14 protein-coding genes and 1 pseudogene are annotated in these 14,163 nt (G+C 27.9%); 8 read left to right on the top strand and 7 right to left on the bottom strand.

From position 1 onward, the window contains the following. Positions 1-22 precede the first annotated feature (22 nt). Together cmoB and CVOLT_RS02545 are read left to right on the top strand one after the other, a co-directional pair. Positions 23-898 (top strand): tRNA 5-methoxyuridine(34)/uridine 5-oxyacetic acid(34) synthase CmoB, encoded by an 876-nt coding sequence (gene cmoB, locus CVOLT_RS02550; RefSeq protein ID WP_039665300.1) that lies wholly within the window; start codon positions 23-25, stop codon positions 896-898. Between the two features lies 1 nt (position 899). Continuing rightward, positions 900-1,463, top strand: coding sequence for a hypothetical protein (locus CVOLT_RS02545; protein ID WP_039665299.1), 564 nt, complete (start codon positions 900-902; stop codon positions 1,461-1,463). Here CVOLT_RS02545 and CVOLT_RS02540 read toward each other — a convergent pair. Next, positions 1,431-1,625, bottom strand: coding sequence for a hypothetical protein (locus CVOLT_RS02540; RefSeq protein WP_084059203.1), 195 nt, complete (start codon positions 1,623-1,625; stop codon positions 1,431-1,433). The genes CVOLT_RS02545 and CVOLT_RS02540 overlap by 33 nt on opposite strands. A gap of 1 nt (position 1,626) precedes the next feature. Further along, complete coding sequence (locus tag CVOLT_RS02535) at positions 1,627-2,157, bottom strand: thermonuclease family protein (protein ID WP_039665298.1); 531 nt, start codon at positions 2,155-2,157, stop codon at positions 1,627-1,629. Positions 2,158-2,201: 44 nt separating this feature from the next. Here CVOLT_RS02535 and CVOLT_RS02530 point away from each other — a divergent pair, with 44 nt between their 5' ends. Beyond that, complete coding sequence (locus tag CVOLT_RS02530) at positions 2,202-3,470, top strand: M20/M25/M40 family metallo-hydrolase (RefSeq protein ID WP_039665297.1); 1,269 nt, start codon at positions 2,202-2,204, stop codon at positions 3,468-3,470. Between the two features lie 119 nt (positions 3,471-3,589). Beyond that, complete coding sequence (locus CVOLT_RS02525) at positions 3,590-4,987, top strand: anaerobic C4-dicarboxylate transporter (protein ID WP_039665296.1); 1,398 nt, start codon at positions 3,590-3,592, stop codon at positions 4,985-4,987. A gap of 22 nt (positions 4,988-5,009) precedes the next feature. Here the strand turns inward: CVOLT_RS02525 and CVOLT_RS02520 are convergent, their stop codons facing one another. Together CVOLT_RS02520 and CVOLT_RS02515 are read right to left on the bottom strand one after the other, a co-directional pair. Then, on the bottom strand, positions 5,010-6,839 hold the full coding sequence (locus CVOLT_RS02520) for an aryl-sulfate sulfotransferase (protein WP_390621658.1): 1,830 nt from the start codon (positions 6,837-6,839) through the stop codon (positions 5,010-5,012). An 86-nt stretch (positions 6,840-6,925) separates the two neighbouring features. Beyond that, positions 6,926-7,576 carry a thiol:disulfide interchange protein DsbA/DsbL gene (locus CVOLT_RS02515; protein ID WP_052243159.1) on the bottom strand — a complete coding sequence of 217 codons (651 nt, stop codon included), beginning with the start codon at positions 7,574-7,576 and terminating at the stop codon, positions 6,926-6,928. 278 nt (positions 7,577-7,854) lie between these two features. Here CVOLT_RS02515 and CVOLT_RS02510 point away from each other — a divergent pair. The 4 genes and pseudogenes from CVOLT_RS02510 to CVOLT_RS02495 form a co-directional block, all read left to right on the top strand. After that, positions 7,855-8,058, top strand: a pseudogene (locus CVOLT_RS02510) (hypothetical protein); the annotation flags it as partial. Further along, on the top strand, positions 8,058-9,842 hold the full coding sequence (locus CVOLT_RS02505; RefSeq protein ID WP_149104684.1) for a pentapeptide repeat-containing protein: 1,785 nt from the start codon (positions 8,058-8,060) through the stop codon (positions 9,840-9,842). The pseudogene CVOLT_RS02510 and the gene CVOLT_RS02505, both read left to right, overlap by 1 nt. 10 nt (positions 9,843-9,852) lie before the next feature. Beyond that, on the top strand, positions 9,853-11,427 hold the full coding sequence (locus CVOLT_RS02500) for a bacteriocin-associated integral membrane family protein (protein ID WP_039665293.1): 1,575 nt from the start codon (positions 9,853-9,855) through the stop codon (positions 11,425-11,427). A gap of 11 nt (positions 11,428-11,438) precedes the next feature. Next, positions 11,439-11,819, top strand: a complete 381-nt coding sequence (locus tag CVOLT_RS02495; RefSeq protein ID WP_039665292.1) for a YbgC/FadM family acyl-CoA thioesterase — start codon at positions 11,439-11,441, stop codon at positions 11,817-11,819. Here CVOLT_RS02495 and CVOLT_RS02490 read toward each other — a convergent pair. Genes CVOLT_RS02490 through CVOLT_RS02480 form a run of 3 tightly spaced genes read right to left on the bottom strand, consistent with a single transcriptional unit; the run spans position 11,806 to position 14,092 of the window. Then, positions 11,806-13,014 (bottom strand): hypothetical protein, encoded by a 1,209-nt coding sequence (locus CVOLT_RS02490; protein ID WP_039665291.1) that lies wholly within the window; start codon positions 13,012-13,014, stop codon positions 11,806-11,808. The genes CVOLT_RS02495 and CVOLT_RS02490 overlap by 14 nt on opposite strands. Further along, positions 13,011-13,622 (bottom strand): uracil-DNA glycosylase family protein, encoded by a 612-nt coding sequence (locus CVOLT_RS02485; RefSeq protein WP_039665290.1) that lies wholly within the window; start codon positions 13,620-13,622, stop codon positions 13,011-13,013. The genes CVOLT_RS02490 and CVOLT_RS02485 overlap by 4 nt, the downstream gene beginning before the upstream one ends. Then, positions 13,622-14,092 carry a GNAT family N-acetyltransferase gene (locus tag CVOLT_RS02480; RefSeq protein WP_039665289.1) on the bottom strand — a complete coding sequence of 157 codons (471 nt, stop codon included), beginning with the start codon at positions 14,090-14,092 and terminating at the stop codon, positions 13,622-13,624. The genes CVOLT_RS02485 and CVOLT_RS02480 overlap by 1 nt, the downstream gene beginning before the upstream one ends. Between the last annotated feature and the right edge of the window lie 71 nt (positions 14,093-14,163).

Raw genomic sequence — 14,163 nt, 5'->3', positions numbered from 1 at the left:
TGGAGTTTTTACCATACACAAAATGCAAGAAAATACTTTACTTAAACAAGCTCAAAATCATCCACTTTATCAAAAAATTCAAAATCTATATCATCAAATTTCAAACTCAATGATAGAAATTAATGATAGTTTTGATATATTTTGTGATGAAAAATTTAACGAAGAAATTAAAAATATAGCTCTTGAACTTAAACCATGGCGTAAAGGACCTTTTAAAATCAATGATCTTTTTATAGATACTGAGTGGAGAAGTTTTATAAAATTTAATATCTTAAAAGAACATATGCATTGCATTGAAAATAAAATAGTAGCAGATATTGGGTGCAATAATGGATATTATATGTTTAAAATGCTTGAATTTAATCCTACTAAAATCATTGGTTTTGATCCATCTATAAAATATTTTTTGCAATTTTTATTGATTAATTCTTTAGCAAAAACTCCTGTAAAATATGAATTATTAGGAGTTAGCGATGTGCCAAATTATCCTATAAAATTTGATGTGATTTTTTGTCTTGGAGTGATTTATCACAGAAGTGATCCTATAATGATGCTTAAACAACTCAAACAATCATTAAATAAAAATGGCATAGTCTTTTTAGACACTATGTATATAGAAGATGAAAGAGAAATTGCACTCATTCCTAAAAAAACTTACTCAAAAATACCAAATATTTTTTTCATTCCGTCGATATTGGGTTTAAGAAATTGGTGCCAAAGGGCTGGTTTTAGCGAATTTGAAATTTTAGCTACTAAACAAACAGATTTAGAAGAACAAAGAAAAACTCAATGGATTGATTCTTATTCTTTAGATCAGTTTTTAGATGAAAAAGATTCAAATTTAACTTGCGAAGGCTATCCAGCACCCAAAAGAATTTATGTAAGATTAAAGGTTTAAAATGGCAAAAAGTGCAAGTATAGTTAATATAGAAGAATTAATAGATCCTGAAGAATTAAATCGTATCAAAACTGAGCTCATTACTTGTCCAAGTATTAATAATAACCTAGCAGGAAGTATATCTCATATAGAAAAAAATTTTGCCAAAGGTATATTGATCACTACTGGAGATATGGCTGTAGATGAGCTTGGTTTGGTTCATAGTGGTTTTGTTTTTAATGCTGCAAACTATATCGCACAAGCTGCGATAAATAAAGAATTTAGTGTTTTAATAGGCTCAAGAAGCTTTTTTTATGCACCTTTAAAAGTCGGAGATATTTTAAATCTTGAAGCAAGTGCTTTATTTAGCGATGATTCTAAAAAAAGAGAAGTAAAAGTAGTCGGTTTTGTTAATGAAATTAAAATCTTTGATGCTTCTTTTCAAGTAATCACCACCGAAGAGCATATTTTTAAACTAAAAACCCAAACAAATTCAAGCACTAGCACACAACAAGCCCAAGAAGCTCCTCAGCAAGACCCTTCTCAAGCAGAATTAAATGCCGTCCTTAAGAGCCTCGGGGGTTAATGGCAAATCAACCCAATTTTGCGGACATTCTTTATGATATGTCCCACTAGCATCATAGTATTCTTTACAATCATCATAAAAACGATTTGAAATACCTCTTTCATTAACAAAACATCCACTTAAAAACAACCCAATCACTACCAACAAACTTATTTTTAGCATCTCATTCCTGATTAAATCTTATTTGCTTACGCCATTTATGTGGCTCTATAGGATCTTTTTCTTCCCATAATCCTTTTTTAGCATTTTGAGCTAATTGCTGATCCTTAACATATAAATCACTATAGTGCTCATATGCCCAAGCATAACCATTTGCAACCATAACCTGATTAATATCTCTATCATTAAGATAAACTATGGCTAAAATTCTACCATATTTATCTTCATCTTTCACACCCAAAACCACTTCTTTATTTAAAACAATAGCATTTAAAAATTTTTGCGACATTTGACCATAAGATTGATCTTTTTCTGGTGCATCTATACCAAACAATCTCACAATAATTTCTTTATCATTTGTTTTCACTTCAATAGTATCACCATCAATAACCTTGATAATTTTTGCATTTATATATGAATTTGGATCATAATTTAATACATAAGAAAAAAGAGCCAAAAAGACTATAATTAAAAATTTTTTAGGATCTTTTGCAAAATCCAATATAAGCTTTAATTGTTTTTTTGAAATTTTCATTTTATATCCAAAAATATGTCATAATATCCAAAAAAGGAGAAAATATGACGCAAATTATACAAAATTTTAAGCAAATCTCTAAAATACCACATTGTAGCTATGAAAATGAACAATTGAAAGATTTTTTAATTTCTTATGCAAAAGAGCAAAATTGTATTGTCAATGTAGATAAAGCGGGTAACATCCAAGCTTACAAAGGCAAACCACAAATTTGCTTACAAAGTCATTATGATATGGTGTGTATGGGACAAGCACCTAATGTAGAAGTTTATGAAGAACAAGGATTTTTAAAAGCAAAAAATTCAAGTCTTGGGGCAGACAATGGCATAGGCGTAGCATTGATGATGCAAGCTTTAAAAGATTGCGAAAATATAGAATGTCTTTTTACAAATGATGAAGAAGTTGGGCTAAATGGGGCAAATAATTTAGAATTAAAACTCCTTTCAAAAAAACTTTTAAACTTAGATCATGAAAACGATAGCGAAATCGTCATTTCTTGTGCTGGTGGAGTGGATATTTTTGCAAATTTAGCCATCATTTTTGATGAAAAAGAAGAAAATTGCTATGAGATTGAAGCGATTAATTTTAAAGGTGGGCATTCAGGAATTGATATAGTCAAAAATATAAAAAATTCCATAAAAGAAATGGCTAAATTTATTAGTGAAAATGATGGTGAAATTTGTGAATTTAGTGGTGGAGAAAGAATTAATTCCATCCCAAAACACACAAAAGCTGTTGCATTTTTTAAAAATCAACCACAAGAAAATGAGCATTTTAAAATCAAAAATTTAGGAAAAATCAAAAAAACATTCTACAAAAATTCAAAAGATATTCTAAACCTCATCAATGCTTTTTCACAAGGTGTTAGGAGTTTTAATTCTCAATTAAATTTAGTTCAAACTAGTATTAATCTTTCTTTAGCTTATGAAAAAGAAGGTAAATTTCATTTTGAACTTTTTGCAAGATCAAACAATCTTGAAGAATTAAAAAATATAGAATTTGAAACCTTAACTTATTTTAAAATGCAAAATTGTCAAATCAGCAGTGCAAATTTTTACCCTCCTTGGGAAAATACAGACACTAAATTTGCTGAAGAAATTTTAAAATGCTTTGAAGAAGAAAATGTTAATGCTAAACTTTATTCCATCCATGCGGGTTTAGAATGTGGTATATTAAGCACTAAACAACCTTTAGAATGTTGCTCCATAGGGCCAAATATTTTTAGCCCTCATTCTACAGATGAAAAATGCGAAATAGCATCAATTGAAAAGATCGATAAAATTCTAAAAAATATCCTAAAAAAATACCAATAACTTTTTTACCAATATTTATCATAAATATTGGTAAATATATATTTAAAATAATTTATATTTTATTTACTCTTAATATTTCTTGCATTATACTTTAACTCATTTCAAGTCAAGGAGTAAAAATGCAAGTGCTAACTAGTCTTAGCGAGGGTATGCAATTTAGCATTCAACTAGCTGTTGTTTTGATTTGCCTTTTTTATGGAGCAAAAAAAGGTGGAATTGCTTTGGGTTTATTAGGCGGTATAGGGTTATTGATACTAAGCTTTGGTTTTGCTGTGGCACCAGGAAAGCCTGCTATTGATGTAATGCTTACTATTTTAGCAGTAGTTGTTGCAAGTGCAACTTTACAAGCAAGCGGCGGTTTAGATGTGATGCTTCAAATAGCCGAAAAAGTTTTGAGAAAAAACCCAAAATTTTTAACCATCCTAGCACCATTTACCACTTGCTTTTTGACTATGCTTTGTGGAACAGGCCATGTAGTTTATACCATGATGCCAATTATTTATGACATAGCTATTAAAAACGGAATTCGCCCAGAAAGACCAATGGCAGCTTCAAGCATCTCAAGCCAACTTGGTATCATAGCAAGTCCAGTTTCAGTAGCAGTTGTTAGCTTGACAGCCCTACTTTTAAATCCAGAAATCAACAAACACCCTTTGGCAGGATTTGATGGATATGTGGATTTACTAGCTATTACTATACCTTCTACGCTAATTGGGGTTTTGGCTATTGGAATTTTTTCATGGTTTAGGGGTAAAGATTTAGATAAGGATCCAGAATTTTTAGCTAAATTACAAAATCCAGAAACTAAAAAATACATCTATGGAGAAAGCAAAACCTTACTTGGGCAACAATTACCTAAAGTTCAATGGCTTGCTATGTGGATATTTTTAGGTGCTATTGTTGTAGTAGCTATTTTGGGTGCATTTTCAGAACTTAGACCGCAATTTACAGACGCAAAAGGCGTAACTAAACCTATGAGTATGGTTGCTACTATACAAATGTTTATGCTTTTAGCAGGTTCAGCTTTAATAATTTTTACAAAATTAGATCCTAGTAAAATCGCTAAAAATGAAATTTTCAAATCAGGCATGATAGCACTTGTTGCGGTTTTTGGAATTTCATGGATGGCAGATACTATGTTTGCAGTGCATACACCTATGATGAAACAAGCCTTAGGGGATATTGTAAAAGAACATCCTTGGACTTATGCATTGATGCTTTTGCTTATATCTAAATTTGTAAATTCTCAAGCAGCAGCTATATCAGCTTTTGTGCCACTTGCTTTAGGCATTGGTGTAGATTCAGGTATTATTATAGCTTTTGCAGCAGCTTGCTATGGTTATTATATATTACCAACTTATCCAAGCGATCTAGCTACTATACAATTTGACAGATCAGGCACTACAAAAATAGGCAAATATGTAATCAATCATAGTTTTATATTACCAGGCTTAATAGGAGTTGTGGTATCTTGTATAGCAGGATATTTCTTAGCTTTAAGCGCAGGATATTTATAATAAAAGGGCTTAAAGCCCTTTTTCACTCAAACGCTTTTTTCAAATCTATAGGCATAGCTTGATACCCTACTCCACCGCCACTAAATTTAATTTGCACTGATGGTTCTTTAGCGCCCCATTTAAATTCATCTATTTCAGGTTTTGGCTCCCCTAAAGCAATGCCTTTATTTAAATCAAAACTCATACCAGCACTTGCGCTATAAACTAAAATAGAATTTTTATCTTTATGATACTCCACTAAGGAAGTAATAGGCGAAAACCACTCATTTTTTCTTTGCTTACCATACTCCCAAATTTGCTCTACTGTTTTATTTTGTTGATCTATTTTATAAACCACTGCTCTTGAGTATTTTAAATTTGCAAAAGGCGGTTGACTTAATCCTCTTGCATCGCCATTATCAAAAACACTAATATAAATATATCTTTTACTAGATTTTTCATCTATTCTAAAAGCAGTATGCTGAGTCCAAGGAAAATCAAACCCACCATTAGTGCTTACATCGCACTTACTATATTCATCTTTACATATAATTTTTTTACCATTTTTATCCACAGGTTGCAAAAGGGCTTTTTTATACTTATCACCCCAACCCTTATGAGCTCCTAAGATCCATTTAACTTTTTTATCACGCCCTATTTTTATGATAGCACTTTGATGACGACTTGAAATGATAATGCTATCATCGCTAGGATCATAATCAACACTATTTACATGAGCCCAGTTACGACCTACTCCAGTTCCAGCAATATCTCCAAAAATATCACTTGTATCCATTTTAACTAAATCCTCATCACTTAAAGTGTGACCAGCTTTAGAAGTATCTACATTTAAACACACAGCACCTTGATCTAATGCTTTGATAACATTAGCCCTATATGGATCTAAAATTTCAAAAAGTCTCCACTCATCAACTACATTTCCATCTTTATCCACTTCAACGATCACATCACGCACAGAACGCACATTTTTTCCATCAGGACGCTTAACATTAGCCAAAGCTACTCTTAAAAGGTAGTTTCCATTTTGCATATTATCCATAGAATGAGAAAAATCTATATAAGAAGAAGGTAAAATACGATTAAAAATTTCTCTTCCCATTAAATCATATTTTACATATCTTTGACCAAAACCCCAAGTCAAAGCACCATCATTATTTTGACGAAAGCCCATCATAATACCACGATTATAAATATTATCATAATCCATCAATTTATCACTATCAAAATACCAACGAATTTCACCTTTGGTATCAATGATAAAAGCATTAGAACTCTCATCCCATTCTAAAGCTCCGCCTACAGGATTATTCCATACAGCTAAAGAGCTTATGCCATTAAATTTACCAGGTGCGTTATTGATCAAATAAAGTCTATCTTCAAATTCTTTTTCTACTTTTAAAATTTCTATTTTTTCAAACGGAATACCTCTTTGAAGAGTATTACCACTTGGTCTTATATTTACTCCAGAAGTAGCGATTTTATAATATTCATTTTCAACTTTTTCACTTTTTCCAAAAAGGCTTTTAGTATAACTTACCTTAATTGTATTTAAATATGAAGGATATAAACCAAAAATTGGTATCCCGCCATAAGTTTTAAGTTTATTATCATCTACTTTATAGCTAAGTTCGCTAATTTTATCTTTTGACAATACACTTACTCTAACATCACTTAAAACATAACCACCATCTAAAATAACCGCAGTTAAAGGAGCCTTGCCATAAGGATTTAACTTAACAGCCCCAATTTGTCCTTGAATTTGCCAATCCGTTTTAGTCCCACTAGCTCCGCCTATCCCAAAAACCACACTAGGTATCATTATAGTAGTTACAATCAAGCTTGTATTAAACATTTTAGATATTTTCATATTTTTCCTTTTTGGAAATTTAAAAATAAATTATAATAAAAATTTCGAAAATACCCTTAAAATTAAGGGTATTATTTAGCAGAGAGTTCTTTTACGATTTTAACGAGTTCTTCTAAAGAAGTGATGTATTCAGGGTTGATTTGATATTTTCCATTTACTACAAATGCGGGAGTTCCATAATTTCTTGAAATTTCATTTGCTAAAGCATAGGCATTTAAGATTTCTTTAGCCTCTTGTGTTTGTAAAAACTCATCTAATTCTTGTTTGCTTGCACCAATTGCATTTAAGCCTAATTTGTAAAAAAATTCCACATCGCTTAAATTTTGCTTTTGCTCAAAATGACTTACAAAATACACATCAGCTAATTTATGAGTCAAACTATCATCGCTACCACTATCTTTACCTAAAGCTTTTTCTTTAGAAGAAGCCAAAGCAAACATCTCATTTAAAGCCTCGCCATTTTCACTCATAGAGCTTACCGAAAACACTTCATATCTTAAATTTGGAAGAGCTTTTTTCACTTGAGCTAGGGTATTAAACTGATGATGATTGTAACAATACACACAGCGATAAGAAAAAATTTCTATCAAAGAATTTTGTGCATTTGGTATAGGATTTTTTAGCACTATATATTCTTTACCCTCGCTAAGTGCATGAGCACTCGCACTAAAAACAAAAGCCAAAATAGCCACAAATTTAAAACAAAATTTAAACATTTTCATTGCTTTCCTTACTTAAAAAATTTAATAAAAATATAATTTTAACATATCATAGAAATTTTTCCACAAAATAAACTAAAATAAATAAAATTTAAACTATATTTCTAAATAAAATTAATTTTATGATTTTCTTATAGCATTTTAGATAAAATATTTATTGATTTAAATCAAGGAAAATTATGCATTTTAATCGTTTAACACTCAAAGAATTCATCAAAAAATACTCTATAAAAATTCCACCAAAAAACACCATAGATGGGTTTATATATAAAAAAGCATTTTTAGAAAAACTTCCTATACCAAAAATAAATTCCAAAAATGAAAAATTAGCAAATGAGCTAGTAAGTCTAGTCGATGAAATTTTAAAAGCCAAAGGGCAAAACAAAAACGCAAACACCCAAGAACAAGAAAACAAAATAAACTCTATAGTTTATAAACTTTACAATTTAACTGAAGAAGAAATAAAAATCATTGAAGGAAAGTAATGAAAAGAAATATACATAATATCGAACTAGAGATACCAAATAGTGGTATTTTTATAAAGGGTTTAGATGATGAAAAACTAACTATTTCTTTAGATTTGGCTAGGTTTATTCAAATTTATGGAGATAAAATAATATCTTTAGGTGATAAGTTAGATGCTGGAGAATTAGCTAAACCGTTAAATCCATATATTATTTACAAAACTTTAGAAGAAAATCACATAAATAACTTTAATGGCATAAAAATTATAGAGAAAGTAGAAGATGAAAATAATATTATTTATAATTTTAATTTTGGATTAATATTGCATGCTTTTATAGGAAATATACAAAAAGACATAGATACGATTAAATTAAAAAAATTAAAAAAATTAAAAAAATTAAAAAAATTAAAAAAATTAAAAAAATTAAAAAAATTAAAAAAATTAAAAAAATTAAAAAAATTAAAAAAATTAAAAAAATTAAAAAAATTAAAAAAATTAAAAAAATTAAAAAAATTAAAAGAAGCGAAAGCTTTTTTGTCTCATTGCTTTTTTTCTTATGAGATAATAGGGGATGTTGCCACTATTCCTAAAATTGAATTAGAAAATTTAAAAAATGATTACGGTTATGAAGGAAAAAATTATAAAAGTATTTTTAAAAAAGAAGTTTATATAAACTATAGTTGTTTTGAAAGATTATATTTTTCAAATTGCGAATTCAAATCCAAAGTTTCTTTACATCGTATAGATGGTAGCAATAATATAATTACCTTTTTTAATGGTATAGATTTTACAAATTGTATTTTTGAAGATGAAATAAATTTTAAACGATTTGTATCAGGCTCACCACTACCTGATAGTAAGTATTATAATAATGAACAAAATACCATATTTGAAAATTGTATTTTTAAAAATAGAGTTGATTTTCATAACTCTAAATTTATCAATGGTGTTTATTTTACTAATTCTCATTTCAAAGATTATGCTGATTTTCATGCGTGTGAATTTGAAAAAACAGCTTGTTTTTATGGGGTTACATTTGATAAAGCTCCAAATTTTTCTCAAGTTGTTTTAAAGGATAATTTTAATGCTTTAAATATTACTTCAAATTTTTATTTTGACGATTTAAAAGTGCAAATAGAAAAAGAATATAAAGATTTTAATAGAAATACGCAAAAACAAGATAAAAAACCTTTGGATGAATTTGCAAATGATTTTAGAGATTCTTTTAGAGTTTTTAAGAGCACTTTGGTAAAAGATAATAATGCTTTAGATGCTTCAAATTTTCATAAATATGAACTTTATTGTAAAGAGATAGAGTTAGAAGAGAAAAAGCCTAAAATGTTTTCTAAAGAGTGGATGGACAAATGGCAACTTTTCTTTTATCGCAAACTTTGCGATCATCATACCAATTTGCTTTTAAATTTAAAATGGCTAGTGATAACCTTAGGCATTTTTGCAAGTATATTTCTCATAATAAAAATAAACAAATACGGAATTAACATACTAGATATATTTAACACTTATGGGATATATGCGAGTTCTTTAGGCTGTTTTCTTTTATTTGTCTTAGCTTTTTTTAAATGTTTAGAAAAAATGAAAGCCTTTGTGTGTGTCAATCTAATAATCATTTTTTGGGTGATTTGCTATAAACCTAAAATAATTTTTGGTATTGCAAATCTTATTGGCGATAACAACTATAATATTTACGAAAATCTTTTGATTACGATTTATACTATAATAGTTGGTTTAATCCTTTTCTCACTCCAAAAAACCGCACGAAAAAATTCCATCATGCCAAACTAAAAGGAAAATAATGCAAAATCACGAGCAAATCAAAGAAGAAATCGCACAAAAATTAGACATATCTAAAAATGAAATTTCATATATAGAACATTCTGATTTATATCAAATCACAAATTGTGCTATCAAAAAAACAAACATAGAAATTTTTGAAAAATATCATTTATTTTTTTATAATTGCCAAATACAAAATTTCATTTTAGAAAACCCTATACACTTTATAGAATTTAAACTTTGCGAATTTAAAGATAGCTTTTTGATAAGGAAAAATTTCAGTGGTAGCGTAATCATAAAAGATAGTATATTTTACAAAGACTTTCAAATTTTATGGGTAGAAAAACCTTTACACAAAATATACATCGGACAAAATAACTTCCAAAATGTTTCTATATTTGAAAATCAATTTTTAAATTTTTGTTTTGAAGAAAATAAAGTAAAAAATACTAGCATTTACAACAATATCTTCAAAGAAAATGCCTATTTTGCAAAAAATAATTTTGAGAAAGAATGTGTATTTTTTAAAAATTCTTTTGAAAAATCTTTATCTTTTTATAATTGTATATTTTCACAATGCTTTGTTTTTTTTCAAAACAATATCAAAGAAAATTTAAACACTACAAATACTAATTTAGATTTTACCTTTGATAAACTACAAGAAAATATCTATAATCAAAACAATATCCATTTAAATTCTAAAATCGAGTATAGAGCTAATGATTTTAGAGATTCTTTTAAAACCTTTAAAAATGCTCTCATAAAAGATAACAATCTCCTAGATGCTTCCAAATTTCACAAATATGAGCTTTATTGCAAAGAAATAGAACTTTTAGCCAAAAAAGACAAAACCTCAAAAGAAAAAATAGACTTATTGCAATTAGTGTTTTATAGAAAACTTTGTGATCATCACACAGATTTATTAAAAGTTTTTCATAATTTATTGATAGTTTTTATGCTTTTTGGAATTTTTTCTTTTACACTTAATCATTTTAAAACCCCACCACCCCAAGAACAAACCAAATACAACATAATCAGCACCATCTCTAATGAAACAACATATCTTATCAAAGACGCAAACAAAACCACTTATAATTTTTTGAATTTTGACATAAGAAAAGATTTTACCAATTTAGAATTCTTTTTAAAAAATAAAATTTTTATAAATACATTTGTTATAAGTGCTTTGATTTTTTTGATGATTTTAATGCGTTTTGATATTTTTGTGAAATTATTTTTATTTAGCAATGTATGCTTTTTAGTGTTTGATTTTTTAAATTTATCAAGCTTGTTTGCACATATTTTGATGATAATTCTTTTAATGGCTTTTATTTTGACCTTTGCCATGCTTGATGAGAACAAAGAAAAATTTACAAGAATTTTTGTTGTGCTTTGTGCTTATATTTGTTTTGTTTTTATACTACTGACTAAAGCTAGTTTGCTAATACCAATTTTTGGAAATTTATTAGAAAAAAATATCAAAGGAGACTATCCTTTAATGCTTAGTTTTTCGGTGATGTATTTTGTATTTGTTATTTTGGTGATTTTTTCATTGCAAAAAACTGCTAGAAAAAACACTATCATTCCAAAATAAAAGGAGTTTTTATGAAAATACGCATATATTATGAAGATACCGATGCAGGTGGAGTAGTCTATCATAGTAATTATTTAAAATTTTGTGAAAGGGCTAGGAGTGAGATTTTTTTTCAAAATGATACGCAAATTTTTGACAAAGATTTAGGGCACTTTTTGCTGACAAAGGCTAATTGTAATTTTTTAAAATCAGCTTTTTTAGGTGATATCTTAGAAGTAAAAACCCATCTTGTCAAACTAAAAAAAGCTTCTATGATCATCAAACAAGAAATTTACAAAAATGAAGACAAAATCTTCGAAGCTGAATTTACTCTTGCTTTTATCAAAGCTGGTAAAGTAGCCATCATCGAAGATAAATTTATAAAAATTCTAAGTGCTTTTATAAAGGATTAAAACCTAATCCTTTAGAGCTAATGATTTTTACTTTATAGTCAAATTGATTTTCATTAAGCTTTTCTTCAAAAATGCTTTGAGCGTCTTTTTCTAAAAATTGTGTATAAAAATAATCAAGCCCTACACTAGTTGCATAAGCTATCCAATTATAATTAATATTTTGCGAAAAAAGCTCATTTAGATAAGACAAGGTTTGATCTTCATTAGATATAGAATTAGCTAGTAAAAGCTTTTTTCTATCATTAATCTGAGTTAAGCTTAATAACACAGGATTATAATTTATCTGAGTAGATAAAAGCACATAAGGTTCTAAATCATAGCTTCGAATTTGAGAGCTAATCAAAGCTGTTTTAATCAAGGAAGTATTTAAAAATACACTTGCATTGTTAAAACTTTTATTTCTATGCAATACACTTCTAAAATCAAATTTAGAAGTATTTACAGTGTAAATTTTTTCATTACCATTTCCTGCATTTAAAACCTCTTCATCAAGACGATTTGCAAGATTAGTGCCATCTGAAAAAATGATATTTCTACCATTAGAATACTCTAAAAGTTTTTGAATTTGTTTTTGATAATCTATGCTTCCATAATAAACATTTTCTTTTTGTGTATCAAAGTATTTTTTATGGGTTGTAGGGATGAAAAATTTGATACTTATTGGCAAATCTTGCTTAAGCAAGATACCTGCTCCTTTTTCTGTAAAACCTGCGATGACATAATTAAATTTTTCGCTTTGAATTTCATCTAAAGCTTTTGCGATTTTGCCATCTTCTTCAGTGCCTATTAAAAATACCTTGACTTTAATCTGTGCTCTTTGTCTTAAAAGATAAGCTATACTTGAATTTATAATGGTATTTGAGTAGCTTTTTATAGTTTGTTCAGGTATGATGATAGCAAGTTTTATGCTTGCACTTTTTTGAATCTTTTTTTCAAAATCAACAATGGAATTTAAAAGTTTTGTGTAGATATTTACCAAAAGTTCATTGTTAATTTGTGAGTTAAATCTTGATAAAAAATTAAAATAAAGCCCTGATTCTAAAAGGGTAAATAAACACTCATTATCACAATTTTGAAATTCTAAATTCGGATAAAACGCCTCACTTGGCTCCACAAAAGAAAGTTTTTGCTCTTTTGAAAAAGCATTTAAAACTAGCGTAAAACTCACCATCATACAAAGAAAAATTCTTTTCATAAACAACCCTTAATTTTCTTAATATCTTCTATAAAATTTGCATACAAACTAGGATTTTTACTCAAATAATTTAAATCATAATGTGGCATGATAAAATATCGATTAAACCTAATCCATTGTCCAATATGCACTTTAAAATTTTCAAATCCCAAACTTAAAAAAGCTTCTTCGCCTAAACAAAAAATCATCTTAGGATTTATAATTTCAAGCTCATTATAAAAATACGGCAAACAAAATTTCACAGCATTTTCATCAAATTTAAAATTACTAAAGCATTTTAACATATAAGAAAAATAAATTTCTTCTTCTTTTAAATTTAAAATTTCTTGAAAATTATGCAAAAAATCCTGCTTTAGCTTGGAAGCAAAAAGCTTTCCACTTTCATTTTCTTCTTTATCGGCATAATTTTGAAAAATCAAAATTTTAGCCTTTTTAACTTCTTTTTCCATTAAAGAATGTTTTCTTAATTTTGAAAAATTACAAAGAGTGCATTTTTTAACTGCATTTTGCAATTGCTTAAAACTTAAATTTAATCTTTCAATATCTTTAATTTCTTCTATATACTCAAAACCAAAGGCTTTAAGATAATGTAAATTTCTTTTATCCATCAAAATAAAGCTTCTAAATTTTTTCCTTCTAAACGATAAGTTCTCCACTGGTTCATATGTCTAGCATTTAAAGCTGTGTAAAAATTTATACCCAAATCATTATCATTTAAACATACCCATTCTAAGCGTTTGAGATTTTTTTCTTTGCAAATTTTTGCAAGATACTTAAATACAGCCTTTGCATAACCTTTTTTTCTATAATCTTTTTGTATATAAATATCCTCTAAATACAATCCACCAAAACCCCAAAAAGATGAAAAAGTATAAAAATACATTGCATAGCCTATGATTTTTCCATCTACTTTTAAACTTAAAGCCTTTGCATAGTTATTTTCAAAAAAAGACTGCTCTAAATCTTTTACACTACACTTTACATCTTCAAGCATATTTTCATGAATTGCAAGCTCTTTGATTAGCTCTAAAATTTGCTCTAAATCTTCTTTTTTGCTTTCACAAATTTCAAATCCCATTTTCAAACCTCCAAAAAATAAACGCAAAAATTTATCAAAAACTTTTAAAAACAACTCTTAATTAAAAGCAG

The sequence above is a fragment of the Campylobacter volucris genome (assembly GCF_008245045.1).
Lineage (GTDB): Bacteria > Campylobacterota > Campylobacteria > Campylobacterales > Campylobacteraceae > Campylobacter_D > Campylobacter_D volucris.
This window is presented reverse-complemented; position numbering and strand designations above follow the sequence as displayed.

Coding starts and splice junctions, on each gene's coding strand:
- cmoB (WP_039665300.1), top strand. CDS start 23: ATGCAAGAAAATACTTTACTTAAACAAGCTCAAAATCATCCACTTTAT.
- CVOLT_RS02545 (WP_039665299.1), top strand. CDS start 900: ATGGCAAAAAGTGCAAGTATAGTTAATATAGAAGAATTAATAGATCCT.
- CVOLT_RS02540 (WP_084059203.1), bottom strand. CDS start 1,625: ATGCTAAAAATAAGTTTGTTGGTAGTGATTGGGTTGTTTTTAAGTGGA.
- CVOLT_RS02535 (WP_039665298.1), bottom strand. CDS start 2,157: ATGAAAATTTCAAAAAAACAATTAAAGCTTATATTGGATTTTGCAAAA.
- CVOLT_RS02530 (WP_039665297.1), top strand. CDS start 2,202: ATGACGCAAATTATACAAAATTTTAAGCAAATCTCTAAAATACCACAT.
- CVOLT_RS02525 (WP_039665296.1), top strand. CDS start 3,590: ATGCAAGTGCTAACTAGTCTTAGCGAGGGTATGCAATTTAGCATTCAA.
- CVOLT_RS02520 (WP_390621658.1), bottom strand. CDS start 6,839: ATGTTTAATACAAGCTTGATTGTAACTACTATAATGATACCTAGTGTG.
- CVOLT_RS02515 (WP_052243159.1), bottom strand. CDS start 7,576: ATGAAAATGTTTAAATTTTGTTTTAAATTTGTGGCTATTTTGGCTTTT.
- CVOLT_RS02505 (WP_149104684.1), top strand. CDS start 8,058: ATGAAAAGAAATATACATAATATCGAACTAGAGATACCAAATAGTGGT.
- CVOLT_RS02500 (WP_039665293.1), top strand. CDS start 9,853: ATGCAAAATCACGAGCAAATCAAAGAAGAAATCGCACAAAAATTAGAC.
- CVOLT_RS02495 (WP_039665292.1), top strand. CDS start 11,439: ATGAAAATACGCATATATTATGAAGATACCGATGCAGGTGGAGTAGTC.
- CVOLT_RS02490 (WP_039665291.1), bottom strand. CDS start 13,014: ATGAAAAGAATTTTTCTTTGTATGATGGTGAGTTTTACGCTAGTTTTA.
- CVOLT_RS02485 (WP_039665290.1), bottom strand. CDS start 13,622: ATGGATAAAAGAAATTTACATTATCTTAAAGCCTTTGGTTTTGAGTAT.
- CVOLT_RS02480 (WP_039665289.1), bottom strand. CDS start 14,092: ATGGGATTTGAAATTTGTGAAAGCAAAAAAGAAGATTTAGAGCAAATT.